At 65.0% G+C, this 24,914-nt stretch carries 32 protein-coding genes; 2 read left to right on the forward strand and 30 right to left on the reverse strand.

Annotated elements, in window-relative coordinates:
- Nucleotides 1–2: 2 nt before the first annotated feature.
- The 28 genes from V5F61_RS09335 to V5F61_RS09470 all read right to left on the reverse strand — a co-directional run bounded on the left by V5F61_RS09335 (nucleotide 3) and on the right by V5F61_RS09470 (nucleotide 22,067).
- Nucleotides 3–1,223 (reverse strand): TraB/TrbI/VirB10 family type IV secretion system protein, encoded by a 1,221-nt coding sequence (locus tag V5F61_RS09335; RefSeq protein ID WP_029660576.1) that lies wholly within the window; start codon nucleotides 1,221–1,223, stop codon nucleotides 3–5.
- Nucleotides 1,220–2,269, reverse strand: coding sequence for a P-type conjugative transfer protein TrbG (gene trbG / locus V5F61_RS09340; protein WP_024350820.1), 1,050 nt, complete (start codon nucleotides 2,267–2,269; stop codon nucleotides 1,220–1,222). The genes V5F61_RS09335 and trbG overlap by 4 nt, the downstream gene beginning before the upstream one ends.
- Nucleotides 2,266–2,949 (reverse strand): conjugal transfer protein TrbF, encoded by a 684-nt coding sequence (gene trbF, locus V5F61_RS09345; RefSeq protein WP_024350821.1) that lies wholly within the window; start codon nucleotides 2,947–2,949, stop codon nucleotides 2,266–2,268. Before trbF ends, trbG begins: the two co-directional genes overlap by 4 nt.
- The gene (gene trbL / locus V5F61_RS09350; RefSeq protein ID WP_024350822.1) at nucleotides 2,949–4,304 is read right to left on the reverse strand and encodes a P-type conjugative transfer protein TrbL; all 1,356 of its coding nucleotides are present in this window, start codon (nucleotides 4,302–4,304) and stop codon (nucleotides 2,949–2,951) included. Before trbL ends, trbF begins: the two co-directional genes overlap by 1 nt.
- Before the next feature lie 4 nt (nucleotides 4,305–4,308).
- The gene (gene trbK-alt, locus V5F61_RS09355; RefSeq protein WP_070154328.1) at nucleotides 4,309–4,695 is read right to left on the reverse strand and encodes a putative entry exclusion protein TrbK-alt; all 387 of its coding nucleotides are present in this window, start codon (nucleotides 4,693–4,695) and stop codon (nucleotides 4,309–4,311) included.
- Between the two features lie 11 nt (nucleotides 4,696–4,706).
- A complete protein-coding gene (gene trbJ / locus V5F61_RS09360; RefSeq protein WP_029660577.1) occupies nucleotides 4,707–5,477 on the reverse strand; it encodes a P-type conjugative transfer protein TrbJ in 771 nt (256 codons plus the stop codon).
- Complete coding sequence (gene trbE / locus V5F61_RS09365; RefSeq protein ID WP_024350824.1) at nucleotides 5,474–7,927, reverse strand: conjugal transfer protein TrbE; 2,454 nt, start codon at nucleotides 7,925–7,927, stop codon at nucleotides 5,474–5,476. Before trbE ends, trbJ begins: the two co-directional genes overlap by 4 nt.
- An 11-nt stretch (nucleotides 7,928–7,938) precedes the next feature.
- A complete protein-coding gene (locus tag V5F61_RS09370) occupies nucleotides 7,939–8,220 on the reverse strand; it encodes a VirB3 family type IV secretion system protein (RefSeq protein ID WP_024350825.1) in 282 nt (93 codons plus the stop codon).
- On the reverse strand, nucleotides 8,220–8,552 hold the full coding sequence (locus V5F61_RS09375) for a TrbC/VirB2 family type IV secretion system protein (RefSeq protein WP_024350826.1): 333 nt from the start codon (nucleotides 8,550–8,552) through the stop codon (nucleotides 8,220–8,222). Before V5F61_RS09375 ends, V5F61_RS09370 begins: the two co-directional genes overlap by 1 nt.
- On the reverse strand, nucleotides 8,552–9,484 hold the full coding sequence (gene trbB, locus V5F61_RS09380) for a P-type conjugative transfer ATPase TrbB (protein ID WP_194248571.1): 933 nt from the start codon (nucleotides 9,482–9,484) through the stop codon (nucleotides 8,552–8,554). Before trbB ends, V5F61_RS09375 begins: the two co-directional genes overlap by 1 nt.
- 217 nt (nucleotides 9,485–9,701) lie before the next feature.
- Nucleotides 9,702–10,133 carry a hypothetical protein gene (locus V5F61_RS09385; protein WP_024350828.1) on the reverse strand — a complete coding sequence of 144 codons (432 nt, stop codon included), beginning with the start codon at nucleotides 10,131–10,133 and terminating at the stop codon, nucleotides 9,702–9,704.
- Between the two features lie 9 nt (nucleotides 10,134–10,142).
- A complete protein-coding gene (locus V5F61_RS09390) occupies nucleotides 10,143–12,128 on the reverse strand; it encodes a conjugal transfer protein TraG (protein WP_024350829.1) in 1,986 nt (661 codons plus the stop codon).
- A gap of 25 nt (nucleotides 12,129–12,153) precedes the next feature.
- The gene (locus tag V5F61_RS09395) at nucleotides 12,154–13,893 is read right to left on the reverse strand and encodes a relaxase/mobilization nuclease domain-containing protein (RefSeq protein WP_278984426.1); all 1,740 of its coding nucleotides are present in this window, start codon (nucleotides 13,891–13,893) and stop codon (nucleotides 12,154–12,156) included.
- 244 nt (nucleotides 13,894–14,137) lie between these two features.
- Entirely contained in the window at nucleotides 14,138–14,899 is a 762-nt protein-coding gene (locus V5F61_RS09400; protein WP_024350831.1) for a lytic transglycosylase domain-containing protein, read from the reverse strand.
- A gap of 3 nt (nucleotides 14,900–14,902) precedes the next feature.
- Complete coding sequence (locus V5F61_RS09405) at nucleotides 14,903–15,250, reverse strand: DUF736 domain-containing protein (RefSeq protein ID WP_024350832.1); 348 nt, start codon at nucleotides 15,248–15,250, stop codon at nucleotides 14,903–14,905.
- Nucleotides 15,251–15,296: 46 nt separating this feature from the next.
- Nucleotides 15,297–15,842: a S26 family signal peptidase gene (locus tag V5F61_RS09410; protein WP_024350833.1), complete on the reverse strand. Its 546-nt coding sequence runs from the start codon at nucleotides 15,840–15,842 to the stop codon at nucleotides 15,297–15,299.
- On the reverse strand, nucleotides 15,839–16,360 hold the full coding sequence (locus tag V5F61_RS09415) for a DUF2840 domain-containing protein (protein WP_024350834.1): 522 nt from the start codon (nucleotides 16,358–16,360) through the stop codon (nucleotides 15,839–15,841). Before V5F61_RS09415 ends, V5F61_RS09410 begins: the two co-directional genes overlap by 4 nt.
- A complete protein-coding gene (locus tag V5F61_RS09420) occupies nucleotides 16,357–16,611 on the reverse strand; it encodes a hypothetical protein (protein WP_024350835.1) in 255 nt (84 codons plus the stop codon). The genes V5F61_RS09415 and V5F61_RS09420 overlap by 4 nt, the downstream gene beginning before the upstream one ends.
- Nucleotides 16,608–17,246 (reverse strand): ParA family partition ATPase, encoded by a 639-nt coding sequence (gene parA / locus V5F61_RS09425; protein ID WP_024350836.1) that lies wholly within the window; start codon nucleotides 17,244–17,246, stop codon nucleotides 16,608–16,610. The genes V5F61_RS09420 and parA overlap by 4 nt, the downstream gene beginning before the upstream one ends.
- A 208-nt stretch (nucleotides 17,247–17,454) precedes the next feature.
- On the reverse strand, nucleotides 17,455–18,342 hold the full coding sequence (locus V5F61_RS09430) for a replication initiator protein A (RefSeq protein WP_024350837.1): 888 nt from the start codon (nucleotides 18,340–18,342) through the stop codon (nucleotides 17,455–17,457).
- Nucleotides 18,343–18,355: 13 nt separating this feature from the next.
- The gene (locus tag V5F61_RS09435) at nucleotides 18,356–18,640 is read right to left on the reverse strand and encodes a helix-turn-helix transcriptional regulator (protein ID WP_024350838.1); all 285 of its coding nucleotides are present in this window, start codon (nucleotides 18,638–18,640) and stop codon (nucleotides 18,356–18,358) included.
- Nucleotides 18,641–18,766: 126 nt separating this feature from the next.
- Nucleotides 18,767–19,171, reverse strand: coding sequence for a DUF2285 domain-containing protein (locus tag V5F61_RS09440; protein ID WP_081651913.1), 405 nt, complete (start codon nucleotides 19,169–19,171; stop codon nucleotides 18,767–18,769).
- A 43-nt stretch (nucleotides 19,172–19,214) separates the two neighbouring features.
- Nucleotides 19,215–19,523: a transcriptional regulator domain-containing protein gene (locus tag V5F61_RS09445; RefSeq protein ID WP_354320922.1), complete on the reverse strand. Its 309-nt coding sequence runs from the start codon at nucleotides 19,521–19,523 to the stop codon at nucleotides 19,215–19,217.
- A 115-nt stretch (nucleotides 19,524–19,638) separates the two neighbouring features.
- On the reverse strand, nucleotides 19,639–19,902 hold the full coding sequence (locus tag V5F61_RS09450; protein WP_024350840.1) for a DNA -binding domain-containing protein: 264 nt from the start codon (nucleotides 19,900–19,902) through the stop codon (nucleotides 19,639–19,641).
- Nucleotides 19,903–20,019: 117 nt separating this feature from the next.
- On the reverse strand, nucleotides 20,020–20,262 hold the full coding sequence (locus V5F61_RS09455; protein WP_024350841.1) for a helix-turn-helix domain-containing protein: 243 nt from the start codon (nucleotides 20,260–20,262) through the stop codon (nucleotides 20,020–20,022).
- Between the two features lie 167 nt (nucleotides 20,263–20,429).
- Entirely contained in the window at nucleotides 20,430–20,756 is a 327-nt protein-coding gene (locus tag V5F61_RS09460) for a DUF736 domain-containing protein (protein WP_024350842.1), read from the reverse strand.
- Nucleotides 20,757–21,312: 556 nt separating this feature from the next.
- The gene (locus tag V5F61_RS09465) at nucleotides 21,313–21,756 is read right to left on the reverse strand and encodes a hypothetical protein (RefSeq protein WP_024350843.1); all 444 of its coding nucleotides are present in this window, start codon (nucleotides 21,754–21,756) and stop codon (nucleotides 21,313–21,315) included.
- 143 nt (nucleotides 21,757–21,899) lie between these two features.
- On the reverse strand, nucleotides 21,900–22,067 hold the full coding sequence (locus tag V5F61_RS09470) for a hypothetical protein (RefSeq protein WP_167522629.1): 168 nt from the start codon (nucleotides 22,065–22,067) through the stop codon (nucleotides 21,900–21,902).
- Between the two features lie 315 nt (nucleotides 22,068–22,382).
- Here V5F61_RS09470 and V5F61_RS09475 point away from each other — a divergent pair, with 315 nt between their 5' ends.
- Together V5F61_RS09475 and V5F61_RS09480 are read left to right on the forward strand one after the other, a co-directional pair.
- A complete protein-coding gene (locus V5F61_RS09475; RefSeq protein ID WP_024350844.1) occupies nucleotides 22,383–22,592 on the forward strand; it encodes a hypothetical protein in 210 nt (69 codons plus the stop codon).
- A gap of 14 nt (nucleotides 22,593–22,606) precedes the next feature.
- A complete protein-coding gene (locus V5F61_RS09480; RefSeq protein ID WP_024350845.1) occupies nucleotides 22,607–22,825 on the forward strand; it encodes a toxin-antitoxin system YwqK family antitoxin in 219 nt (72 codons plus the stop codon).
- 24 nt (nucleotides 22,826–22,849) lie between these two features.
- On the opposite strand, the gene V5F61_RS09485 is transcribed toward V5F61_RS09480, so the two are convergent.
- Both V5F61_RS09485 and V5F61_RS09490 read right to left on the reverse strand, forming a co-directional pair.
- Nucleotides 22,850–23,773 (reverse strand): DUF2493 domain-containing protein, encoded by a 924-nt coding sequence (locus tag V5F61_RS09485; RefSeq protein WP_024350846.1) that lies wholly within the window; start codon nucleotides 23,771–23,773, stop codon nucleotides 22,850–22,852.
- A 297-nt stretch (nucleotides 23,774–24,070) separates the two neighbouring features.
- A partial coding sequence (locus V5F61_RS09490) for a DUF7146 domain-containing protein (RefSeq protein ID WP_393989191.1) occupies nucleotides 24,071–24,914 on the reverse strand: 844 nt, incomplete at its 5' end.

Below are 24,914 nucleotides of genomic sequence, written 5' to 3' on the forward strand. Positions count from 1 at the left end.
CATCAGCCCCCATAAGGTTCGAGAACGAGATCACGGGTCACGACGACACGGACAGGAAATCCCGGCCGGATCGTCAATGTTGGAGCCACGTTGAGCTGCCGTCTGACGATCTGCTGACCGGCATCGTTGATCGTGTCTTGACCGCCATTCCGGATCGCCTGGATGAGACGGTCGTCATTGTCGGCGGCGAGCTCGGCGCCGACTCCGAGAAGAGTCGACAGACCGGCGGCCTTGGCAAGATCCCACCAGTGGTAATCGACGCCATCCTGCAGGCCGGCATAGCCTTCGACGTCTGCGCCGGGCTGGCGCTCGAGCACTATCGAACGGCCATTTGGGAAGATCAGTCGATTCCAGACTAGCAGGACGCGGCTTTGACCGAATTGCACATTGTTATCGTACTGGCCGATAATGCGCGTGCCTTGTGGCACGAGCAGAATGCGCCCTGTCGGGCTGTCGTAGATGTTTTCGGTCACCTGAGCGGTGATCTGGCCCGGGAGGTCGGATCGGATGCCGGTTATAAGAGCTGCCGCGATAACTGCGCCGGCCTGAAGTACATTTGGCGACGCTGGAGCAACGACGCGATCGGGCGACACCGTCCGTCGATCGGTCGCTGCGTTCAGGAAAGCGTTCTGACGCTCCTGCGCGGAGGGTGTGGCCGGCGGAGGTGCGAGGCCGAGGCTCGCCAAATCCGGAGCGTGCGGGAGTGCTGGGGCAGCTCCCGCTGCAGCGGGAGCGCCCCGGCTGTCCGATCCGGAGAAGAGGCGGCTGGTCCGCGCGGTCTCGATCTCCTGAAGGCGGCGCTGCTCTTCCGCGCTGATACCGGGGTTGGGTGTGGCGATAACGGGAGCGGGCACCGGCTGTCCGCGATCCTGGGTGCTGAGGATCGGTCGGCCGAGGTCACCGGGAAGGGGCGGACCGAGTTGGGGCACGCCACTGTAATCTCGCGGCAGGCCGGCCAAGCCCTCAGCCGTCGAGCGATTCTCGGTCGAATAGAGTTCGTCGTTGGGCCGACCGGCGTCGCGCGTCTGGAGCGCGTAGAGCAGTGCACCACCAAGGCCGACGCTGGCGACAAGACCAAGGCCGGCGAGGACCTTGCGCGATAGTCGAGTGACGCGGGGCGGTTCGGCGCGCAGACGCATCGGCGCTGGCCCGACCGGCTCGCCGGTCAGGGGCTGTGCATCATCGTCTGGCACTTCCTCATTTGTGGGCGAGTTCGCGCTCACGAGGTGGGCCTCCCGTCTGTTCGGACGATCCTGACGCGCTTCTGCTCGCGACCGGAACCGAACCGCAGTTCCGCCGCCGCGAAGAGTCGATCGACGATCATGTGGTGGCCGCGAACGCGGTAGTTCACCAGTTCTGAGGTGTTGCCCTCGGGCCCGACGACGAAGAGCGGCGGCATCTCGCCCTGACCAATGCCTCGCGGAAACTCGATGAAGACCTGGCGACCGTCGTCGAAGGCGCGCAGTGGGCGCCAAGGAGCGCGGTCACCCTCGATGGCATAGCGGAAATTGACGTTCGCGAGATCGACACCGCTCGCAACCGGTTGAGCGGCCTGCGCGTCGGCATTCTGCCGGCGCAGCGCGATGAGTTGATCCTGCGGATACTGCCAGGACACTGAAGCCATGTAGGTTCGCTCTGTCGACCGCAACTCCATGTGATAGGTGCGCATGTTGGTGTTGATGACCAGGTTCGTCATCAGGTCGGCCCGTGTGGGCTTCACGAGGATGTGGATCTGGCGCGTCGCGCCCGATCCGCTCTCGGTGTCGCCGATGATCCAGCGCACCGTGTCCCCGGCCGCAACAGGGCCTGCGCCGACGAGCTGTTCGCCGGGCTGAAGCGCGATGTCGGTGATCTGACCGACAGCGGTATATACCTGATAGAGCGCGCCTTGCGTCCAGGGATAGACCTGCATGGAGTTGATGAAGCCGTCGCGCACCGGCTGGACGCGGGCCGCCTCATTAGCCTGGTTGACGCGCGCCGTTGGGTTGGCGGGCTCGGGCGCGCGTCGCGTCTCCGGCACACGCTGCAACTGGCCGGGTAGCGGCAGCGGCCGCGGCAGTTCGACCACGGTGACGGGCGCTGGCGGATCGACGGTCTGCACGGCGGGAGCCGCGTTGTCGTAGGAGATCTCGGGCGGTGGGTTCGTGGTGGCGCAGCCCGCGAGCGCAGTTGTCGCCAGCAGGACCATCGGGATTGCGGCTCGGCGGAGAGCCGGGATTACAAGTGCGTGTGAAGCCGGGTTTCCGGCTTTACGGAAAGACGGCTTCATTGCCCAAGCTCCCGTGACCAATTGATGGCGTTGACATAGATGCCGAGCGGATTTGCCCTCAGCCGATCGGCGTTGCGGGGGACCTGCACGACGATCGTCAGGATCGCGGTCCAGCGCGTGGTCTCGGCGAGCTGGCCGTTCTCATAGCGGCGCTCGACCCAGGCGACGCGGAAGCTGTCGGGCGAGGCGCGGATGACGCTTGAGACATCGACAGCAACCTGCTGTCGGCCGACCCGCGTGAACGGGTCGTTCGAGCGAGCATAGTCGTTGAGCGCCATGGCGCCGCGATCAGTTGTGAAGTCGTACGCCCGTAGCCAGTTCTGACGCACGATGATCGCGTCCGCCGGGATGCTGCGAACCTGTTCGATGAAGCGCGCGAGATGAAAGGCGATTTGTGGATCGGTGGGCCGGAAGTCGGCCTCGGCGGGTGCGACCGCCTGGGACTGACCCAGTCGATCGACCTGCACGACCCACGGCACGACGGTCCCGCGAGCTGATTGCACGACGAGGGCGGTGGCGAACCCCGCCGTAAGGATCAGCGAGCCGAAAGCCATCAGCCGCCAGTTTTTCGCCTGGATCCTGGAGGCCCCGATCCGATCGTCCCAGACTTGGGCAGCACGTTGATACGGCGTCTCCGGCTCGGGTGCCTTGCCGTAGTGAGTGGATGGTCGTTTGAACATTAGCGGTCGCCTTGAGTCAGATTTACCGAGGAACCGCCGCCATGGGCGTCGCCAGAGCGGACGGCATGAGCCGTGGCCTGGGCGGCGTGAGTCATTTGCTGGGACCGGCGCATTCTCTGCGCCCAAGCCGGCGGCCCGCCAGCGCTCGCAGGCGCCGCGCCATCGCTGGCGGCATCACCCCCTATTGAGCCCATGGTGGATGTTCCGCCTGTCGCTTCGAACGCCGCTTTGCCGCCTGCGTTGAAGCTTGACCTCATTGTGTCGGCAGCGCGCGATGCGGCACGGCGCAGAGGTGAGACAGCCGCGCTGCCGCCTGCACGCGCAACGCCTCCGAGGCCGGAGGCCACCCCGGCCGCGCCGGACTGTCCGGCTGCGCCAAGGCTGTAGGCTGTGGACGCTCCACCCGCGATGGCGGCGCCACCACGAGCTGCGGCTGCCGCACCGCCTGCCAAGGCCGCGCCGCCGGAGGCTGCTGCACCGACGGCGCCGGCGCCAAGAGCGACCACGCCGCCCGCTGCGAGGCCGGTTCCTATCGCCGCGCCTGCACTGAGCTGCGGGCCGCCAGAAACGAGCCCGGTGGCGATTCCGGGACCAAAAATGCCGAGGCCGAGAAGTGACAACGCGGCCAGCACGATCGCCATGGCTTCGTCGATCGACGGATTCTGCCCGCCAAAACCGGAAGTGAACTCTGAGAAGAGCGTTGACCCGATGCCGATGATGACAGCGAGGACCAGAACCTTGATGCCGGAGGAGATGACGTTGCCGAGCACGCGCTCGGCCATAAACGCGGATTTGCCGAACAGGCCGAACGGGATCAGGACGAAGCCGGCGAGCGTCGTCAGCTTGAATTCAATGAGGGTGACGAACAGCTGGATGGCGAGAATGAAGAAGGCGAGCAGGACCAGCGCCCAGGCAAGAAACATGCAGGCAATCTGGATGAAGTTCTCGAAGAACGACCAGTAGCCCATCAGGCTGGAGATGGAGTCGAGCAATGGTCGACCGGCGTCTAGGCCGGTCTGCGCGACTCTTCCCGGGCGCATGAGGTCCGCAGTTGAAAATCCGGTGCCACTCGCCTTCAGCCCGAGACCGGCGAAGCTCTCGAAGACGATACGTGCGAGGTTGTTCCAGTTGCCGATGATGTAGGCGAAGACGCCGACGAAGAGCGTTTTCTTCACCAGCCGCGCCATGATGTCGTCGTCGGCGCCCCAGCTCCAGAACAGTGCCGCGAGCGTCACGTCGATGACGATCAGGGTCGTGGCGATGAAGGCGACCTCTCCGCTAAGCAGGCCGAACCCGCTGTCGATGTAGCGAGTGAAGACCTCGAGGAAGTGGTCGATGACGCCGGTGTTGCCCATGATGCTATCGCGCTTCGTTGATCTGTGGCGTGCTCGGCGCGGTCGGCGCGTGATCTTGCGCGTCTGTCCCTCGTGGTTGAGGGCTGAAGACGTCACCGATGGGTGATGCTACGTCCGGCAAGCGCTCGACGGGACGAGAACCGGGCGCGAGAAAGCGGTGTCGGTTCTCGGCCCAGGCCCGGCGGCAGGCGGGGTCTCGCGGACCTTCTTCACCGAGTGCCTGGCAGCGGATGAGCGCGTCGCGCAGGGGATCCGCAGTTTCTTGAGGCGTTCGTCCGGACGACCAAGCCTCAGGCACTTCCTCTTTCCGGGACATCTCGATCGCGGTCGCGGTGACCGCAACCGCGACGAAAATCACGGCGCCCATCCGAGCGACCAATTTGCCGTCCACGGTCGGTCCTCTCAATTGCCGTTCGGGAACATGCGCGCATTGCCCGGCTGGTAGCCGCTGCCGGGCGTGAGAAAGCGACGGCGCTGCTCACGACCCTGTTCCGCCGCTGCGGCGCGCTCGGCTTCGGATAGGCTCTGAGCGCGCCCGTTAGCGGCGACGACGGCGGTGAGGTCGGCGAGCTGTTGGGCCTGCAGTGCGAGCAGTTGATTGCCGGCCTGCGTCGCCTGCAACGCCCCCGTCGCGCCCTGGCTTTGGCCGATAAGCGCTGACATCTCCGTACGGTTGGTGTCGATGTTGCCGACAACACCCGCCTGGACTCGCATAGCGTCCTGCAGACCACCGACAGTGTTCTGCCAGCGCTCCCGCGCCTGTGTGACGAGCGCCTGATCCGAGGCGGACATCGAGGCATTGCCATAGGTGGTCTGGAATGCTCGGTCGATCTGTTGGACGTTAAGGGCTATCCCCTGCGCCTCGCTCAGAAGCTGTTGCGTCCGCTGAACCGACTGTTGAAGCTGCTGAAGCGAAGAGTGCGGGAGGCTGGCAAGATTGCGCGCCTGATTGATCAGCATCTGAGCTTCGTTCTGAAGCTGAGTGATCTGCTGATTCACCTGCTGGAGGGTCCGCGCCGCAGTGAGGACGTTCTGGGCATAGTTCGTTGGGTCGTAGACGATCCACTGAGCGGCAGCCGGGGTGCTGAGGACCGGTGAAAGTGCGAGCGGGACCGCGAGGAGTGCGGCCGTCACGCGCAGTGCGCGACTGTGGGTTTGAATCAGACGTGTCATGGACGTGCCTCCGGGTCTTGTTGATTGACGTTGGTGAGGTCGGTGATCAGGTCGGCAGCCCAGTCGAGTCGGTTGGCCGCCAGCCACTCGGCGAGGAATCCCCCGGTGCCGCTTCGGGCGTGGACGTCGGCGATCATCGCTTGATGCTGTTTGGATGAGGCTGCGCACAGCGCCAGGGCCACATCCGACAGGCCCAGCTCGAACAGGCGATTGCCCCGTCGCGACTGGCAGTAATAGTCTCGCTTGGGCGTTGCCCGCGCGAGGATTTCGATCTGCCGGTCGTTGAGACCGAAGCGGCGGTAAATAGCGGTGATCTGCGGCTCGACCGCGCGCTCGTTCGGCAGGAGGATGCGCGTTTGGCAGCTCTCGATAATCGCCGGCGCTATCGCAGAGCCGTCGATGTCGGAGAGCGACTGGGTGGCGAAGATGACGCTGGCGTTTTTCTTGCGCAGCGTCTTCAGCCATTCGCGGAGTTGTCCGGCGAAGCCGTCGTCGTCGAGGGCGAGCCAACCTTCATCCACGATCAGGAGTGTCGGCCGGCCGTCGAGGCGGTCCTCGATGCGATGGAAGAGATAGGCGAGCACCGCTGCCGCTGCACCGGTGCCGATCAGACCTTCGGTCTCGAAAGCCTGGACATGCGCCTCGCCGAGATGCTCGGCCTCAGCGTCCAACAGCCGGCCATAGGGGCCGCCGACGCAGTAGGGTCGCAGCGCCTGTTTCAGGTCATTGGACTGGAGAAGGACCGACAGCCCGGTCAACGTGCGCTCGGCGACCGGCGCTGACGCCAACGACGAAAGCGCCGACCACAGATGCTCCTTGACCTCGGGCGTGACCGGCACGCTCTCTCGGGAGAGGATCGCGATCAGCCAGTCGGAGGCCCAGGCGCGCTCGGCGACGTCGTCGATGCGGGCGAGCGGCTGGAGCGACACACTCTCCTCGGAACCCTCAGTCAAACCGCCGCCGAGATCATGCCAGTCGCCCTGCATGGCGAGCGCCGCGGCGCGGATCGATCCGCCGAAGTCGAAGGCGAAGACCTGAGATTGTTGATAGCGGCGGAACTGGAGCGCCATGAGTGCGAGAAGCACCGATTTACCGGCGCCGGTCGGCCCGACGATCAGCGTATGACCGACATCGCCGACGTGGATGGAAAGCCGGAACGGGGTCGAGCCCTCCGTTCTGCCGTAAAGCAGTGGGGGTGCATCGAAGTGCTCGTCCCGTTCCGGTCCCGCCCACACCGCTGACAGCGGGATCATGTGAGCGAGATTCAATGTGCTGATGGGCGGCTGGCGGACGTTGGCGTAGACATGCCCGGGGAGTGAGCCCAGCCAGGCGTCGACAGCATTGATGGTCTCAGTCATCGCCGTGAAGTCGCGGCCCTGAATGACCTTCTCCACCAGCCGGAGCTTCTCGGCCGCGACGCGGGGATCATCGTCCCAGACGGTGATGGTCGCGGTCACGTAGGCTTGGCCGGCATAGTCGGCGCCCAGTTCCTGTAGCGCCATATCAGCGTCAGCGGCCTTGTTGGCTGCGTCAGTGTCAACGAGCGCCGATGCCTCGTTGGTCATCACCTCCTTGAGAATGGCGGCGATCGACTTGCGCTTTGCGAACCACTGCCGCCGGATCTTTGTCAGCAGCTTGGTCGCGTCGGTCTTGTCGAGCAGGATCGCTCGGGTCGACCAGCGATAGGGAAAGGCAAGTCGGTTCAGCTCGTCGAGGATGCCGGGCGTCGTCGCGGTCGGGAAGCCGACGATAGTGAGGATGCGTACGTGCGCATCTCCAAGCCGGGGCTCCAGCCCGCCGGTGAGCGGCTGATCGGCGAGCAAAGCGTCGAGGTACATCGGCGTTTCGGGCACGCGGACGCGATGGCGCTTCGTCGAGATCGTCGAATGCAGGTAGGTGAGCGTTTCGGCGTCATCGAGCCATACGCACTCCGGCATGAAGGCGTCTATCAGGTTGAGGATACGGTCGGTGCGATCGACAAAACTTCGGAGCACTTCGCGCGCATCGACGCCGGCATGGTCCCGACCCTCGTAAAGCCAGGTCTCGGCACGGGCGGCATCCTCGGCCGGCGGTAGATAAAGGAATGTGAGAAAGTAGCTGGATTCGAAATGGGCGCCGGCTTCTTCAAAGTCTGCCTTGCGCTCGGCATCGACAAGCGCCGAAGCGCTGTCGGCAAATGTGCTTGCCGGATATGACACCGCGCCATGGCGCTGCGCTTCGACGAATATGGCCCAGCCGGAACCAAGGCGACGGAAGGCGTTGTTCAGCCGGCCAGCGACGGCGACGAGCTCGGCTGGCACTGCGCTGTCGAGGTCAGGACCGCGAAAGCGGGCCGAGCGCTGCAGGCTGCCGTCTTTGTTGAGGACGACGCCGTCGCCGGCGAGCGCCGCCCAGGGTAGGAAGTCGGCGAGCCGGGTATTCCGATTGCGGTATTCGGCTAGGTTCATCATTGCCCGGCTCCTCACGTTGCCAAGTGGCCGGGGATGCGCAGATGCTTGCGCACGACGTCGACAAATTGCGGATCACGTTTGGCCGCCCAGACGGCGGCGAAGTGGCCGACCGCCCATAGCGCCAGCCCGACCAGCCAAAGGCGAAGGCCCAAGCCAAGCGCGGCGGCCAGGGTGCCATTGAGGATCGCGAGCGAGCGCGGCGCACCGCCGAGCAGGATGTGCTCGGTCAGCGCACGATGAACCGGCACGGAAAAGCCCGGTACGTCCGCGCTATGATCCGCTCCAACGGCCATCAGACAAGCGCCCCGCCGCCGAACGAGAAGAACGAGAGGAAGAAGCTCGACGCGGCGAAGGCGATCGACAGGCCGAACACGATCTGGATCAGGCGGCGCGCTCCGCCCGACGTGTCGCCGAAGGCGAGAGTCAGGCCGGTGATGATGATGATCATCACCGCGATGATCTTTGCGACCGGGCCCTCGATCGATTCGAGGATCGACTGCAGAGGAGCTTCCCATGGCATCGACGAACCGGACGCATGAGCGGCAGGTGCGAGGGCTATGGAAATGAAAGTGACGGAAGCCGCCGTGGCGATGTGACGGCGGATGCGCAGGGCATGCTTGATCATTACCTGTCTCCTGAGATGGACGGAATTGTTGGAGTGACGCAGTAGTCGCCGTCGGGGCCCAGGCCTTCGACGCGGGCAAGCTCGGCAAGGCGGCGCGAGGAGCCGCGGCCGGAGAGCACCGCAACCAGATCAATGGTCTCGGCGATCAGCGCGCGCGGAACCGTGACGACGGCTTCCTGGATGAGTTGCTCCATCCGGCGAAGAGCGCCGATGGCGGTGCCGGCGTGGATCGTGCCGACGCCGCCGGGATGGCCGGTGCCCCAGGCCTTCAGCAGATCGAGCGCCTCTGCACCGCGCACTTCGCCGATCGGGATGCGGTCGGGACGAAGACGCAACGAGGAACGGACAAGATCGGAGAGAGAAGCGACGCCGTCCTTCGTGCGCATTGCGACCAGGTTTGGCGCGGCGCATTGCAGTTCACGGGTGTCCTCGATCAACACGACGCGATCGGATGTCTTCGATACCTCCGCTAACAGGGCGTTCGTGAGCGTGGTCTTACCGGTGGAGGTGCCGCCGGCGACGAGAATGTTCCGCCTATGAAGAACGGCCTGACGCAGTGTTTCGGCTTGGTCGGACAGCATGATGCCAGCCGCGACATAGTCATCGAGCGTGAACACGGCGACGGCTGGCTTCCGGATCGCGAAAGCCGGCGCGGACACCACCGGCGGCAGAAGGCCCTCAAACCGCTCCTCTGTTTCAGGCAGTTCGGCGGAGACGCGGGGCGCCCCGGCATGAACCTCGGCCCCGACGTGATGTGCGACAAGTCGAACTATGCGTTCGCCGTCGGCTGGAGATAGCCGTTCACCGGTGTCGGAGAGACCTTCCGACAACCGGTCGACCCAGAGCCGCCCGTCGGGGTTGAGCATCACCTCGACGATTGCGGGGTCTTCCAGAAACGTGGCGATCGCCGGGCCGAGCGCAGTGCGCAGCATCCGAGCCCCGCGAAGGATCGCCTCCGATTTCTGGTGAGCTGCCGTCACGCTGTCCCCGTTCTTTTGCGGGACCGCCGCGGGCGGCCCTGGATCGGGGATGAGTAGAAGAGGCAGAAATCATGGCGTGACAACAACCATCATGTGGCCGTCGTACTGTGGCGTACAAAGACAGGGAAACGGCGGAACGGTCGAATACTTGTGATACGTCAACCAGTGATTATTCCGCGTCGCGCGCGGGGATGTCTTCCGCGATTTCCTGCCTGAGCTTCGGACCTTGCGCGAGTCGTCTGCCGAGCGCGGTCACGAAGGCTTCGTAGCGCTCCGACGCTTTGGCGCGAGCCGCAACTTGCGCCGGCTCCGGCAACGGCGGGTTGGAGGTCAGCCAGAAGCGGATGAACACGGCGAGCGTCTCGACCGATATTCCCAGATCGCGCTCCATGCGCGCCATGCGTCGGTCGAGCTGGTCAAGCCGCTTCGTCGTCGCGGCCTCCTGACGCTCGGCAGCGTCCGGCGAGAGGAATGAAGCGATACCGGCCTCGGCTACCAGTGACAGGGACAGATCGCGCCGGGCAGCATGGGCTGCGAGCGCCTTCATGACGTCCGGGTCGAGATAGACCGACAGCCGCTGCTTCTTCAAAGGTTTGGTCACCCCCGCCTCCTATAGCTCGATGCCATCGCCAGGATCGAGCGATGCCTGCCGAGCGACTTGGCGCATGGTCTGCGTCATGCGGCTGAGGCGCGCAGCATCCTCATCGACGTCGTCGCGAGGATCGATCTCGAATTCGTTGTCGACGATCGCCTTGCGTTCGACTGTTTTGATGCGGCTCAGTTCAGGCTGATGCCGCTGCTCGGAGTCCGTCGGGTCGTCGTCGGCTAGGTTATCTGCCGGAGCTGGCGCACTCAGTACGGGAGGTTCCGGTATGGCGAGCGCGCTCCAATCGTCGGCTCGAGCGCTTGCGGGCTTCGTGAGTGCGGGGGGCGTAAGGATGCGCTCCTGAAGCCGACGATCCTCGTAATAGCGTGCCTTCTTTGCGCGGATAGGCGGGATGCCGGCGACCATGACGATCTCGTCTGACGGCGGGAGCTGCATGATCTCGCCCGGCGTGAGCAATTGCCGTGCAGTCTCCGAGCGCGACACCATCAGGTGGCCGAGCCAGGGCGATAGCCGGTGGCCGGCATAGTTCTTCATGGCCTTCATTTCGGTCGCGGTGCCAAGCGCATCCGAAACGCGCTTCGCAGTTCGCTCGTCGTTGGTGGCGAAGCTGACGCGCACATGGCAGTTATCGAGGATCGAGTTGTTCGGACCGTAAGCTTTCTCGATTTGGTTCAGCGATTGCGCGATGAGGAACGCCTTCAGACCGTAGCCTGCCATGAAGGCGAGCGCGCTCTCGAAAAAGTCCAGGCGCCCAAGGGCGGGAAATTCGTCGAGCATGAGCAGCAGCCGGTGTCGATTGCTCTTCGCCTGCAGGTCCTCGGTGAGGCGACGGCCGACCTGATTGAGGATCAGGCGGATCAGCGGCTTGGTCCGGTTGATGTCCGATGGCGGCACCACGAGGTAGAGCGTGGTCGGATACTTGCCTCCAACCATGTCGGCGATACGCCAGTCGCAGCGACGGGTGACCTCGGCCACGACGGGATCGCGATACAGGCCGAGGAACGACATCGCTGTCGACAGCACCCCGGAGCGCTCGTTATCGGACTTGTTGAGCAGTTCGCGGGCGGCGCTGGCGATCACCGGATGTGGACCGGCCTCGCCGAGATGGGCGGTCTTCATCATCGCCGCGAGGGTCGACTCGATCGGGCGCTTCGGATCGGAGAGAAAGGCGGCGACGCCGGCCAATGTCTTGTCGGCCTCTGCGTACAGGACATGCAGGATCGCGCCGACCAGAAGCGCGTGCGATGTCTTCTCCCAGTGGTTTCGCTTTTCGAGCGAGCCTTCCGGGTCGACGAGAATGTCGGCGATGTTCTGCACGTCGCGGACTTCCCATTCGCCGCGGCGCACTTCGAGCAGCGGGTTGTAGGCCGCCGACTTCGCGTTCGTCGGATCGAAGAGCAGCACGCGGCCATGCCGTGCGCGATAGCCGGCGGTGAGCGTCCAGTTCTCGCCCTTGATGTCGTGGACGATCGCCGACCCCGGCCACGTCAAGAGCGAAGGCACCACCAGGCCAACGCCCTTGCCGGAACGGGTCGGCGCGAAGCACAGCACATGCTCCGGACCGTCATGGCGGAGATACTCGCGCTCATGCCTGCCGAGTACGACTCCGTCGGGGCCGAGCAGTCCTGCCGCCTTCACCTCTTCCGGTCGTGCCCAGCGGGCCGAGCCATAGGTCTCGACGTTCTTGGCTTCACGCGCCCGCCATACCGACATGCCGATCGCGACGGCGATGGAGATGAAGCCACCCGACGCGGCGATATAGGCGCCCTCGACAAAGATCGGCGGCGCATAGGCGTCGTAGAAATACCACCACCAGAAGAAGGCCGGGGGATAATAGATCGGCCATCCGGCCAGTTCGAACCAAGGCTGACCGAGCTGGGGCTGGAAGCCGAGACGGTAGGCTGTCCATTGCGTGGCGCCCCAGGTCGTCATCAACACGATCAGGAAAACGGTGAGGATCTGCCCCCAGAGGATTTTCGTCGCCGACATGGCAGGTACTCCTTTCTTGGTGGGGCTACATGCCGAGGCCGCGATTGCGGCCGAAGCTCCAGTCGACGCCGCCGCCCCCGCGCGAGACCCCGGAGACGTGCTGGCCGAGTTGACGTTCGAGGGACGGCGACCAGGGCACGAGCTGGAAGCCGAGCCCGTCGTCGATCATGGCGAAGCGGCCGGAGGCGAGCGCGAAGCGCTGGCGATAGGTGCCCGCCACATACTCGCCCGTTCCGGCCTTCGAGAATGGCCGGCCGGTCTCGGCCGCGAGCTTCTCCCCGAGCGCTTCGACCTCGCGCTGGCGCAAAGTTTCGATCAGCCCCGGCGAGAAGCTGACGCCGCGGGTCTGACGCTCGGCGAGCCCTTGGTGGATAAGATGCTCGGCGCGTCGGTCCATTGCCTGCCGCACCTCCGCGCCAAAGCCGCCTCCACCGAGAACCACCGGTTCGCGGGCGATAGCCTGCCGGTCGAGCCAGGTGGCGCCGGTCGCATGGACCTGCTGTTCGATATCGAGATCGGATCGAACAGCGAGTGCGACACGGCGGCGGCCCTGCACGTCGTCGAACTTGCGCAGCTCGACGATCGAACCCGGCGCGCTGTCGGCAGCCGCGTCGAGATCGGGGAGCTTAATATGATGGGTTCGCCCGTCGGTGCCGTCGACGACGGCGTAGGCCGTGCCCTTCAGTTCGTCGTCGAGACCGCGATCGACCAGACGCCCGATGACAGGGTCATCGATGCTTTCGCCCGCGAGCACATAGCTCGCGGCGCCACGCTCGATGCCGCGCTCGGTCAGGCCACGATGGATGCGCTTGATGATGTCGCCGCGTTCACCGAGGGCGCGTAGAGTCTTCTCCGCAGTCTCCGACACAACCCATTGACCGGGACCGACCTGATCGGCGAGACCAAGCGTCTCCAGCTTGCGCAGCCTGCCGACCTTCAACGCGTGGAACTCGTCAGGCTTCTGATCGGGACGTGGCGCGAGGTCGACGATGCCGCTGCGATAGCTGTCGCGGGAGATCTGCCGATCGAGATCGGTCCAGCGTTCCGCCTCGACCTGACGTCCGAGGTTACGACGGATCTCCTGCTCGGTGCGGGGCCCCAGTTCCTGGGTGACGAGGTCCTGCGCGCGGGCGCGCATGCCCTCCTTGATGTAGTCGCGGGAGATTACGAGGTCCTGGCTGTCGTCGGTACGTCCCCGCAGGATGATGTGGACATGGGGATTGTCGGTGTTCCAATGATCGACGCCGACCCAGTCGAGCTTGGTGCCGAGGTCCTTTTCCATCTGCCCCATCAGGTCGCGGGCGTATGTCCTGAGGTCGGACATCTCCGTTGCGTCCTCCGGTGAGACGATGAAGCGGAAATGATGGCGGTCGTCCTGGGTTCGCTCAGCGAAGGCCTTGGGATCGGCGTCTCCGGTCTCGGGACCGAACAGCTGGGCCTTCTCCCCGTCCCGGGTAACACCCTCGCGCCTGAGGTAGCTGAGGTGGGCGCTAAGCGGCGCGGCCTTGGCGGTGTGCCGCACGACGCGCGTCTTGAAAACCACGTTGCGCGACCGGCTGGTCAGGAGCCGGTTGGCCTGCACTGTCGCGCGCTGCCCGCGACCGAACCGCGAGCGATTGCTCTTGGTGATCTGGCCGGATCGCGAGACGCGGCCGCCAGCCCGCTGTGCGGCCGCAAGTGCCTGAGCGATGAAGGGCCGTGCCTGTTGCGCGCGGGTCGAGCGGATGCGGCCAGGCCGGATGCGGAAATCGTCCTCGCCGCTCATCGCCAAAGCTCCGCACATCGCGCAAAGCGAAGGAAACACTTGGAAAAATGGCGAATGCGCAGGCTGCGCCGGCAAGGTGCACCTCGCGCAAATGCGCCATAAGCCCCTGAAAACACACGACCGCACCAAGCCGCACATCGCCGGCTTTTATCTCGCCATCTTTCGGTTGTGCTGACTGCTCCCCCTCCGCAGACTGCCCATCTTCCGCCAAGGCACGCCACGGTACGAACGGGTGCGAACGCGGTCATCGCGGTCCCCCGGAAACGCTGCGCGCAACGAAAAGGCCATCGGTGGGCGCAGCGACGGGGCCCTGATCGCGCACCGGTTCCGCCGCCGTGGCGGTGTCCGGCTTGCCGTCAGACTGTAACGGCACGGCAGACTCTCTGCCGGCCGACTGTACGACGAAGAGCGGCGCTCTCGTCCAGGTCAGTGGATCGGCGGCCGCCACCATGACAGGACCGGTCAGTTCACCGCCCCCGACGATGGGGGCGAGCGTCGCGACATAGGCGCGCGTTTCGGCCGGCAATGGGCGGCCGGCGAGATACTCTTCGTAGCGGCCCGGACCCGCGTTGTAGGCCGCCAAAAACCCCGGCGATCCGTAACGGTCGTGCATCTCGCGCAGATATGCAGCACCCGCCAGAATGTTGTCCCGGGGGTCGTAGGGGTTGCCGCCGAGCCGATGCCGGACGCGCAACTCCTCCCACGTGGCGGGCATGATTTGCATCAGGCTCATTGCGCCGGCCGACGAGATCGCGCGCACATCGCCCGCGCTCTCGACGCGCATGACGGCACGTATCCACGTTTCTGGAACGCCAAACCGCTGAGACGCCTCTGCAATGTACGCGCCATAGGGATCGCTGCGTGATGGATGCTCGACCTGCGCCTGCTGGGCGTAGGCAGTGCTCGCGGCGGATCCGGCGAGGACCAGGCCGGAAAGGAGAAGGAGAGCTGCACGTCGGAGGGCGATCCTCCCTCCGACGACAGGTTTGATGCGTGTGGCGGGCATCGTTCAGTCCCGCTCGCCGCGCTTTGGCGGGCGGTTCCAGTGTAGGGCCCAGGCGGACTTGTCGTCGGCCGACTGGAACAGGTTGGCGCGGATCGGATGTTCGAAGGTCGGATCGTCAAGCTGCAGCGAGACGTATTCGCCGGCCTTCTCGCCGGTGCGCTTCCAGCCTGCGCCGATCTCCGCGCCGGTCTCGTTGCTCATGGTGTCGAGCACATGAACGCGATAGTCCGGCGCGTTCTCGGCATCGGACGGCTCGGCCGCGACGACGATGATGTCCTGGTGCAGGGAAAGTGTCGTCAGATGGCCGATGAAGCCATCATTCTCGCGCATGAATTGACCGATCACGGGCATTGGTCGTCTCCTTCAGGTTGCGGTGGACAGGGTCATGGGCTCGCCGTCACCGCGTCGGCGCGCGCCAGACGAAGCGGCCATCGCCGTCCTCGTCGGTGTAGAGAGGGGTGGCCCGGCCGATCACGGCGGTGGCCGGAAGCGGGCCGAAGTAGCGGCCGTCGAGGCTGTCGCGGACCTGCCAGTTCATCAGGAACAACTCGCCAGCTGCGACCAAGCGGCAGCCCTGCCAAACGGGGAGCGGGCGACCGCGACGATCGCGATCGAGGGCGTCGCCGATCGGCACGCCGTCGACCGTGATGGCGAGCCCGGTCCGGCAAACCCGTTGACCCGGGAGCGCGGCGACGCGCTTCAAGAGCGGCACGCCGCGTGGCAGGTAGTCGCCATCGGACAGGAATGTCGCGAGCGGCTCGGGCGCGTCGACCGCCACCAGATCGGTCACGTCGAGGGCGCGCACATCGCCGATCGTGTAGAAGCCGACCGGCGTGCTGGCTGAAGCGTTCCAGATGAGGCGCGGCGCGAATGAGGCGATCGAGGCGAGGCCTAGAAGCGACACCGCCGCCGTTGTGGCGATGGCGTAGGAGAGCCGCGTCATGCGCCGATCTCCTGGCGCAGGAGAAAGGCGCGATGCTGCCGAAGACCATAAGCGCGTGGCGTTTCGCCGACGGTCATTCGGTTGTGGACGTGGCGCCAATGGTCCGGCGAGACCTCGATCGGCTCGATGCCGCGCGCCTCAATGGCGTCGATGAGCTGGAGCATGCGCTCCACCTTCGGCCAGCCGTCGACGCGCAAGAGGATGTCCGCTCCGGGCGTGACGGTCGGCATCGTCTGGCATGGCGCAGCAGGCTCAACAGCGCGCAGGATGTCGAGGCGCGAGAGCACGGTCCCGTGCTCATTCGCGGCCCATCGGACCAGCGCAAAGATGCTTCCCGGAGGGAAGAAGAGGATGCGTCGGCGCCGGTCGAGGATCTGTTCGCGTAGCTCGTGACCGAACCGTATCCAGTGCTCCGTTCGCTTCTCGACCCAAGTAAGTTCGACCTGGGTGAAAGCTTCTGGCGGCGGCTCGGCGGCAGCGCGGCCGACGCGCATTGGCGCGGCGACATGGCCGGTCATGATCCTTCTCCTGACGGGGGTGGGAATTGGCGCTCGAACAGCGCGCGCAGCATTTCGGCGACGGTCTGCCCGCGCTGGAAGGCGGCGATCTTGATGCGGCCGCGCATATCCGCAGTCACGTCGATCGTCAGTCGCGCCGAGAAGTCCTCGCCGGCTTGTGCGCGCGGGGTGTGGCGCTCGGGCGCCTTGATCCAGCTCTCCGGATCGGCCGGACGCGCCGCGAAGCTGCGTTTTGGGGACCGCGCGCTCATGCGCCGATCCTCGCGACTTCCGCCGCGAGCGCGGCGATCTCGCGCGCGCCAGGGCAATCCTCGTCCTGCTCGGCGGCGAGCCGGCCGGTCTGCACGACATCGGCGAAGACGATGCGCTGGCCGATCGTGGTCGAGAGCAAGGGCGGGTCGTGATCCGCGAGCGTTTCGGCGGTCTCGCGCGCCAACACGGTGCGAGCCGCGCACCGGTTCAGCACGAAGCGGGCGGCGAGTTGCGGGCGGTAGATGCGTGCCTCGCCGAGCAGCGAGAGCATTTCGGCGGAGGCCCAGCCATCGAGCGGCGACGGCTGCACCGGAATCATCACGAGATCGGCCGCGAGCAGCGCCGAGCGCATCAGCCCAGCGACGCGCGGCGGGCCGTCGATGACGACATGGTCAACGTCGCGGGCCAACTCCGGCGCTTCGCGGTGGAGCGTGTCGCGGGCCAGGCCGACGACACCGAACAGCCGCTCCAACCCCTCTCGGTTGCGCTGCTGCGACCAGTCGAGCGCCGAACCCTGGGGGTCGGCGTCGATCAGCGTCACGCGCTGTCCACGGCGAGCCCATTCGCCGGCGAGGTGCAGGGCGAGCGTCGTTTTCCCGACGCCGCCCTTCTGGTTGAGCAGTGCGACGATCATGACGGTCTCCCGGCGATCGGGGACTCGTCCACAGCGGCCGAAAAGCACGGTCGCGTTAGAAAGATTCCGTAGGAATCTAGGTTAGATAAGTTACAGGGCTTGCAAGTCGCTGATTCAGCGCGAGGATTCGTCGAATCCGGTCCCCGATAGCACGAGACTTCGGTCCTCGATGGCACGATAGTGCCGGTCCCCGATAGCACGAGACGATTCACAGCTTATCCCCAGGGCGAGTTTTCGAGCGGCGACGGCGGCGCGGAATGCCAAGCGCGTCGGGATCGGTGGGTGCGAAGGACAGGATGTCGGGACCGCCGACGCACCGCTCGATGGTGAGCTGATACCCAGGGAGCGGCTGCCGGCGGACGATCTCGCGGAGGTCGTAGGCAAAGTGCTTGAGCGGCGAGAGGCTACCCGACTTTGCATGGAGGTGCGGAAAGTCGAAGCTCCAGCCGAACTCCTGCTTGCCGCCGTGCTTGCGCACCAAGCGGTACAGCCAGCGCTCCAGCCCTCCGGTCAGGCCGAAGTAGTTGCGGTCAATGGTGAGCACCAGCGCGTCGTCGAGCACCGAGCTGTAAAACCAGTCGGGAACGATGAGTTCGAGGCCGAGCGGCCTGCCGCGTTGGTCGGCTCGTTCCTTCCACTCGTTGATCCAGGAGAACCGGTGCATCCGCCGCTCTGTCGGCTGGCGGATCGAGGTCGCGACGGTAGTCGACTGCAGTCGGTCGAGTGCGGCCTTGAGCCGATCGTAATCCCGCAGCGATACGCCGCGGCCGATGAAGTTCAGGATTTCATACGGGGTCGTGGCCATCAGCCGCGATGGCTGGAGCCCCACGTCGCGAGCCTCGACGATCTGTGAGGCGGCCCAGATGAGGATGTCGGCGTCCCAGATCGTCGCCATGCCATGCTCGGGCACTGCCTCGACACGGATCTTGACCGAGCCGGCCTTGAAGTCGATCGGCGCAAGCCGCTTCGACTTGGCGAGGGAGAAGAACGGATAGGCCATCAGGTCCTGCGCATCGCGAGGCGCCAGGTCACCGGGCAGCGCCCGGAAGAGGTCGAGTTGCGCTCGCTCGTCGCTGCGTTGATGGCGGGACGACATCACGGAGACCGGATCAGCGAAGGCCGGAAGTGCCGGCGTTGCGGCCTTGGGAGGCCGCAGCTTTCGCAGGAGCGACGATGCCGCCACGCGGATCCGAGGTGGAGGTCACCAAGCCGCGATCGGCCCACGCCTGCAGGTCGGTCAGCGAATAGACCACCCGTCCACCGAGCTTCCGGTAGGTCGGTCCGGTGCCATATGTTCGGTGCTTTTCGAGCGTGCGCTCCGACAGCCCGAGAAAGCGCGCGGCTTCCTCTGTCCTGAGGTAGCGTGGCGGCATGGGGGCGGCCGTTTCGTCCATGATCGAACCTCCGTGGTTTCGCGGCGCCTGCCTCGGACAGGCGGCGGATTGCGGTCACGGTGGCGCGATTGCGGCGGTCGGCACGATGTCGAAGTAAAGGAGATAAGTTCGACACCCCTTGGGGCGTCAGCGGTCTCGGCGTGGCCGGCGCAAGATCGAACGATAGCCGCCCTGGACGAGCTTCGCGCCGTCTCTAGCCAGGCGAATGGTCGTCTCGCGGATTGCGCTGCCTACCCACGAGGCTGCGTCGTGATCATGTTTGGGAAAGACGGCGTCGGCGATTGCACGATACGTCGCTCCGGATGCCCGACCGTCGAGGACGCGCAGCATTTCGCGCGCCCGCTTTTGTCGGGATCGGGTGATACGCGGATCCGGCGGGACGGTTTTTCCAGCGAGAGCCGCCCAAAAACGAGCCAGCGTGCTCAGGCGGTCGGGCGTAAGCTCATCAAGAAGGACCATGGCCGCGAGACTTCCGGCACCGTCGCGCAGAGAAGCGTCGAAAATTTCGCCCCGGATCTGAAGGCGCAGCATCTCGCCATCGATGCCATTTATGGCCTGCGCCCTGATGAAATCGTCAAGTGAGGGAGGCGTGTGAGCCGTCGGGATTTTGCCGAGGACGACGATCGATGGATCGAAGTGGGCGTCCCAATAGACTGGAGAGACGATTGCAGATGCAGAAGGATCTGCCGGGAAATCGCAACCCCCATCGGGATGTAAACTCCCGGGTCAGTTCTTCGGTGTTGTCGCCTGCCTGGAGGAATTCGTCGTATGATCGCCGGTACTCGGTGTTTCTCCGCAAAAACTCCCAGGCGAGATCTCCGGGAGACAGAGCATCGACATAGTCGTAAGCGGCCTCTGACCGCCAAGAATCTTCTTCAGACATCCTCCACAGCCTCCGCAGTTTTAGCGCGCGAATTGAGCTGCGGACACGATTCCAAGTTGTGTGGGGGCTGGGAATAACGAAGGCGGAGCAACGTGATGCGAAACCTGCATCACGTTCAGTTCACGCGGCCGGCCAGCAAACCGCTATAGCCGTTCTTCGTCATCCACTTTGCGCGCGCGAGATGCGAGCGGTGAACGCGCTCGGCACGCTCGGGCTCGGCGTTGACCGAAATCCCGAAAATCGTCTCGACGACGTCCGCCCAGGAAGCGCCTTGCGCTTCGGCATCCAGCAAACGCAGGTAAAGCTTCACATTGGCCGCGTCATAGGCGGTCGGCGTCGCGCTGCTTGGCGGTTCATCAAGAAATAAGTTTGTAGTCACGGCGTTCCCCGGCGCGGATATCCATCCATACTGGAGCATTTTGTTAACGATGTTACGAGCGAGCTTCTAGCGCAACCCGATGAGAGGGGCGTTTGCGAGTTCGCTCCTCGCGTGCCGTTAGCCTTGCCCTTTGCGATCAACCACCATCACTCCCACACCACGGTCGGAGCTCAGGAACACGACGCCACTCTGTTCGAAAGCGCGCCTAACCTCATCCCGCGTGCTCTCGTACACCTCGAGGCCACTGGCCGACTCGAGGCGCTTGAGGGCGGTCAGAGATACGCGAGCCTTGTCAGCGAGCGTCTCCTGTGTCCAACCCAGCAACGCGCGCGCGGCCCGTGATTGTCGGGCGGTGATCATGCATGATCACCTCCCACTCGGACCTACGCGCACGCCAGAACTACGACTATAATAGTCGCCCTATGCCAGTTTGGCCACCGCAAAGCCGATCGGGGAAACGTCAGCTGATTCGGTTGCCAGAAAGCTGAAAGGCCCCGACCTTCCGGCCGGGGCCTTGCGCGGAGGCCTCAGTCGCCGCGCCGCCCGCTCGGGCGGGACCAGATCAGCGAGAAGGTGTCGCCGTCCTCGTCGTCGAAGAGGTTGGCGTAGATCGGGGCGTTGAAGCTCGGATCGTCGAGCTTGAGGCCGAGATAGTCGCGGCCCTCGTTGGAGCGCTTCGACCAGGCGGCGCCGATCTCGGCGCGGCCCACCAGGACGCGGTGGCTGGGAGCGTTCTCGCCGGTGGCGCGGGTATCGGGGACGATGCGCACGCCCTTGGCCTGGACGCTGAGGGTGACGATTTCGCCGGTGAACTCGTTCGAGTCGGTCTTCTTGAAGGTGCCGATGGTCGCCATTGTAATTCTCCGTTTTCCGTTTCCGAGCCCGCACCATTGCGGCCTCGATGGCGATCGGCAGGCCGGAGGCGGTCGACGGCGCACCCCGAAGGGGCCTGACAGCTTAGGAGGGCTTTCTTGTCTCGCGAGGAATGACGGCGCAGCCGGCAGGGGAAGAAAGTTCGACGCGGCTGTTGTGTCATAGGCGATCGAGGCGAAGCCGTACTTCGGCCAGATCAGGCCATTAAAGAGGCCGTTTGGAGCGGTCTAGGCACGGTCAGATAACGGAGAAGATGGCGACCCTCCCGCATCGGCAAGTTGGCGCAGGGCGTGCGTAGCAGCTTCGTTCCCCATCTACAGGCATCGCTCCAGCATCTCCGTCGACTGCCACCGGGAGCGTCTCAGCCTTCGGTGCACGAACGGATGCGCTGCCGGTGTTGCCCAAAGCGCTCCCCCGCGGGCTGCTTTTCGGGGCGATGAACAATCAGCACCCACCGCTTCATCTGCAACCTCGGAGGCTACGAGGATATGCTTTGTCTTGTGCTGTTCCGATCCGCCGGAACGACTTCGACAAAGATTATGCCCGAGTAAGGCCCGGGCTGGATGGGCTGGGAGTCGCCACTAGTCCAGCGACCCGGAGGAAGGCGGTGATCCCGACCGCGACGGCCCCGAAGATCGAAAACGCCATCTGCCACGCTTCCGACGGCATCAGGTGCTTCACGATGCCATGGGTGGCATGAAAACCCGCGATCGCCGCCGGGGCGACGAAGGCGATCGCCACGACGAGTTTCAGCCACATCGGGCGGACGAAGGCGATCAGGAGGTGCCCGATGGCGAGCGTCATCGCCGCCGCGAGCGCGCCCACGACGACAGCGCCGGCAATGCCGGCGCCGCCTTCGTTGGCCCAGGCGCCCGTCGTCACGCCGACGAAGGCGGGCAGAGTGAAAACGGCCAAGGTGAACACCAGCCAGCAGAGCAGGCCGACGGCGAAGAGGGATGCGAGTATGGCAAGGATGATCATGGCAGTGGTTTCCAATCGTTCATGGCTGACGATCGCGCCTCCACCACCACCACAGCGCGCCTGAAGTATAGCGAATGACAAGCCGGGACGGGAGCGGAAATCCTGCCGGACTTCCGCTTGCGGCCGTGAAGCCTTGCCCGCGATCAGCGGGCGAAGGGATCAACCTCATGGACGATCGCGGCGAGTTCGCCGTCATATTCGCCCGCGGGCATGACACCCATGCTGCCGTCGCCCGCCTGGAAGATGACAATCGAGACCATCAGGGTGGTGGCGAGGCTGAAGGCGAAGGCGTGAGCTTGATTGAGGGACATCTGCTGGGCTCCTGCTGGAGCGGGGGACCATCCCCCGCCGACAGGCGCCCGAAGTGTTCGGCCGTGGACTGCAATCACCGCGCAGGCGCAGCCGCAGCGGCGGCATGCTCGCATAGCCGACCCTTCATGGGTTGATGGCGACAAGTCCGCGGCTGGACCAAGGATCAGCGCTGATAGGCGGAGGTGGTCTTCGCGTCGGGAGACCCGTTTTACAGTCTCGACGCTGCTTTCGACTCAGCCTCGCGTCGTGTCCTCAGATGGCTTCATTTGCGCTATGCTCTTGGCGGCAAGTGTAGAGTCGCGAAGGGCTGGACGATGGCGGAGTTCACAGGACGTAATCTGCACCTCGTGAAAAAGGCTTTGACGATCGCTGTGCTGGCGATTGAGCGGCAGCCGGGCCCCTTCCAGTCGTCTTCGGACCAAGCGGATATGAAAGCGCTCCTCGACGCGTTGATCGAAAACGACACCGAGCTTGCCTTCTACGCGCGATCCGCCCGTATCGCAGTGACAGGCGAGCCAGACTGAACGTGGGGTTGCCGATGACGGAGACGCTCGCTTTCCAGAAGCGACACAAGGACGGAAGCTTGTGGGTCGTCGGCCAGACGATGGAGGGACAACCTACCGGATACTGGGAGTGGTTTCGCCGCGACGGTTCGAAGCTGCGGTCCGGCTACTTTGAAGACGGTCAGCAAGTCGGTGATTGGACCACGTATGATCGCTCCGGGTGCGTCTACAAAGTCACGAAGATGAAGCGCTAGGCAGCGGCCCATGCGTGGCGGCGCTCACGCGCCGCCGTGCTTCCAAACCGGAATGCCGAGCTTCTTGGCCTTGTCGGCGAGGTTGTCATTTATGCCCGTGCCCGGGAAGTGCAGCACGCCCTTCGGCACGATATCGAGCATCTGGTCATTCCGCTTGAACGGTGCCGATCGTCCGTGCTTGGTCCAATCGGGTGCAAAGCCGATTTGCGGAACGTTGCGGTTCGATGCCCAGAGCGAGGCGATCCTCTCGGCACCCTTTGGCGACTTTCCATGGACCAGAACCATGCCGGCGTGCTTGGCGTGAACCTGATCGAGCTTTGCCCAGATAAGCTGGTGATCATTGAAGTCGAGGCCGCCGGTGACGATGATCTTGGGACCGGGCGGAAGTAGTACTTCCTGATCGGCGCGCTTCTTCGCCATGAGAAAGTCGCGGCTGTCGATCATCGCCGAAGTCAGATTGCGATGGTTGACCTTCGATCCGCTGCGCGGGAGCCAAGGCTTGCCGACGTGGCGTTCGTAGTGTTCGGCGGCCTGGTCGCGCATCAGCTCGAAGGCGTTCTGGCGCTCTATCAGCGTGATCCCCTCTGCGATCAGGCGCTCCAGTTCGACCGATTTCACCTCGCTGCCGTCCTGTTCGCGCTGCGCCCGCTTCTGGGACTGCTCATTGTCATCCAGTTCGCGGCCGATCCGGTCGGTGGCGCGGTGGAAGACGTTCACGGTCGACCAGAGGAGATCGTCGAGGTCAGGTTCGAGACGCGTGTCTGCCAGGGTGCCGATCAGAGCGTCGAAGATGTCGGCGACGGCGCCCGCGGCCTGATTGCCGTCCGGCAGAAGCCGCTGGTCGGGCTCGTCGGTGAAGGGGCGGTACCCGTGGAGTTGCAGTTCGTTGAGGACATGGTCGGTGGGTGACGATTCGTGATGCGGTTCGTAGTCGTCGTGCTCGCGCATGGGATGCTCCGTCGGTTGGACCGCGACCGTCGCGGCCTTCATGGCGACGAAGCCCGCAGGCCGGACGACCGGGCACCCGGAGCGAAAGCGTAGGGCTCGATGGCTAAGGCCGGCTATTTTGCCTCGCGATGGAAAGCGGCCTCTCGGCCGCGCCGGAAAATAGTCGGCCGCCGCCATTGCCCGGTTGGCCGGCCTGTGGGCCGATCGCCCTCTCGAAGGCCGAGGCGCGGGCCCCCTCCGATGGAATGATGCATCCGCCGAGCACGGCGGCGAACCTCACGCCCGTTCTCCTGCCGGCTATGCCGCCAACGCCATGAAGCGCGCGACGTCCTGCGGCGCGACCTGCAACCGGGCTTCCACGCTCAATGCGTCCAGGCCGAGGTTGCGCAGATCCTCGTTGAAGTCGCCCAGCTGCGGCGAGATGACAATCGCCTCGATCCCGGCCGCGTCGGCCCGTTCGATGAGGGTGTCGCGCGCAGCGTCACCGGCCGGATCGTTGTCGCGGACGATGTAGAGCCGCCGCAGTGTGTCGGGGAACAGGATTGCAGCGAGATGGGCCGCGGAGAGCGCCGCCAGCATAGGCATGTCGGGAAGGACCTGACGAAGCGACAGGACGGTCTCGATGCCTTCGCCCGCCGCTATCACATCGCTGCCTATGCCGAAGCGGACCGCGTTGCCGAGAAGATCGCCCATGGCTCGCCTCGGCGTGTCGATTGGCGCCTTATCGCGGCGGCGCGGATCGAGCCAGGTGCGATGCGCCCCGGTGATCTTGCCGTCGAGGTCGGTGACGGCCGCGATCATCGCCGGCCAGGTCTCGGTCGGCGAATGCTCTTCGGGGCGATAATAGCAGCGCGGGTGGAAATGCAGGCTTCCGGTTCCGCGCAAATCCGTAATGCCGCGTTCCCGTAAATACGTTTGTACGAGCGTGCCGTGGATCGGCTGCGACATGCGGACCAGTCGGCGGGCCGCTTCGGGGGAGCCATGCGGCGCTGGGTTCGGCCGTTCGTGCTGACGGGCCTCCGGCGCCGGCGGCGGCATCGAGAGAAAGGTCCGCGCCTCGTCGGCGACATCCTTGAAGTCGATGAGGCCGCAGCTTTCTCGGATGACGTCGAGGAGATCGCCATGCTCGCCGGTGGCCGCG

Source organism: Xanthobacter sediminis (genome assembly GCF_043195015.1).
In the GTDB taxonomy this organism is placed as follows: Bacteria; Pseudomonadota; Alphaproteobacteria; order Rhizobiales; family Xanthobacteraceae; genus Xanthobacter.

Bases quoted from the DNA above. Each gene is read 5' to 3' on its own strand.
- trbG (WP_024350820.1), bottom strand. From the start codon at position 2,269: ATGAAGCCGTCTTTCCGTAAAGCCGGAAACCCGGCTTCACACGCACTT.
- trbF (WP_024350821.1), bottom strand. From the start codon at position 2,949: ATGTTCAAACGACCATCCACTCACTACGGCAAGGCACCCGAGCCGGAG.
- trbL (WP_024350822.1), bottom strand. From the start codon at position 4,304: ATGGGCAACACCGGCGTCATCGACCACTTCCTCGAGGTCTTCACTCGC.
- trbJ (WP_029660577.1), bottom strand. From the start codon at position 5,477: ATGACACGTCTGATTCAAACCCACAGTCGCGCACTGCGCGTGACGGCC.
- trbE (WP_024350824.1), bottom strand. From the start codon at position 7,927: ATGATGAACCTAGCCGAATACCGCAATCGGAATACCCGGCTCGCCGAC.
- V5F61_RS09370 (WP_024350825.1), bottom strand. From the start codon at position 8,220: ATGGCCGTTGGAGCGGATCATAGCGCGGACGTACCGGGCTTTTCCGTG.
- V5F61_RS09375 (WP_024350826.1), bottom strand. From the start codon at position 8,552: ATGATCAAGCATGCCCTGCGCATCCGCCGTCACATCGCCACGGCGGCT.
- trbB (WP_194248571.1), bottom strand. From the start codon at position 9,484: ATGCTGCGCACTGCGCTCGGCCCGGCGATCGCCACGTTTCTGGAAGAC.
- V5F61_RS09390 (WP_024350829.1), bottom strand. From the start codon at position 12,128: ATGTCGGCGACGAAAATCCTCTGGGGGCAGATCCTCACCGTTTTCCTG.
- V5F61_RS09395 (WP_278984426.1), bottom strand. From the start codon at position 13,893: ATGAGCGGCGAGGACGATTTCCGCATCCGGCCTGGCCGCATCCGCTCG.
- V5F61_RS09400 (WP_024350831.1), bottom strand. From the start codon at position 14,899: ATGCCCGCCACACGCATCAAACCTGTCGTCGGAGGGAGGATCGCCCTC.
- V5F61_RS09405 (WP_024350832.1), bottom strand. From the start codon at position 15,250: ATGCCCGTGATCGGTCAATTCATGCGCGAGAATGATGGCTTCATCGGC.
- V5F61_RS09410 (WP_024350833.1), bottom strand. From the start codon at position 15,842: ATGACGCGGCTCTCCTACGCCATCGCCACAACGGCGGCGGTGTCGCTT.
- V5F61_RS09415 (WP_024350834.1), bottom strand. From the start codon at position 16,360: ATGACCGGCCATGTCGCCGCGCCAATGCGCGTCGGCCGCGCTGCCGCC.
- V5F61_RS09420 (WP_024350835.1), bottom strand. From the start codon at position 16,611: ATGAGCGCGCGGTCCCCAAAACGCAGCTTCGCGGCGCGTCCGGCCGAT.
- parA (WP_024350836.1), bottom strand. From the start codon at position 17,246: ATGATCGTCGCACTGCTCAACCAGAAGGGCGGCGTCGGGAAAACGACG.
- V5F61_RS09430 (WP_024350837.1), bottom strand. From the start codon at position 18,342: ATGTCGTCCCGCCATCAACGCAGCGACGAGCGAGCGCAACTCGACCTC.
- V5F61_RS09435 (WP_024350838.1), bottom strand. From the start codon at position 18,640: ATGGACGAAACGGCCGCCCCCATGCCGCCACGCTACCTCAGGACAGAG.
- V5F61_RS09440 (WP_081651913.1), bottom strand. From the start codon at position 19,171: ATGCTGCGCCTTCAGATCCGGGGCGAAATTTTCGACGCTTCTCTGCGC.
- V5F61_RS09445 (WP_354320922.1), bottom strand. From the start codon at position 19,523: ATGTCTGAAGAAGATTCTTGGCGGTCAGAGGCCGCTTACGACTATGTC.
- V5F61_RS09455 (WP_024350841.1), bottom strand. From the start codon at position 20,262: ATGATCACCGCCCGACAATCACGGGCCGCGCGCGCGTTGCTGGGTTGG.
- V5F61_RS09460 (WP_024350842.1), bottom strand. From the start codon at position 20,756: ATGGCGACCATCGGCACCTTCAAGAAGACCGACTCGAACGAGTTCACC.
- V5F61_RS09465 (WP_024350843.1), bottom strand. From the start codon at position 21,756: ATGATCATCCTTGCCATACTCGCATCCCTCTTCGCCGTCGGCCTGCTC.
- V5F61_RS09470 (WP_167522629.1), bottom strand. From the start codon at position 22,067: ATGTCCCTCAATCAAGCTCACGCCTTCGCCTTCAGCCTCGCCACCACC.
- V5F61_RS09475 (WP_024350844.1), top strand. From the start codon at position 22,383: ATGGCGGAGTTCACAGGACGTAATCTGCACCTCGTGAAAAAGGCTTTG.
- V5F61_RS09480 (WP_024350845.1), top strand. From the start codon at position 22,607: ATGACGGAGACGCTCGCTTTCCAGAAGCGACACAAGGACGGAAGCTTG.
- V5F61_RS09485 (WP_024350846.1), bottom strand. From the start codon at position 23,773: ATGCGCGAGCACGACGACTACGAACCGCATCACGAATCGTCACCCACC.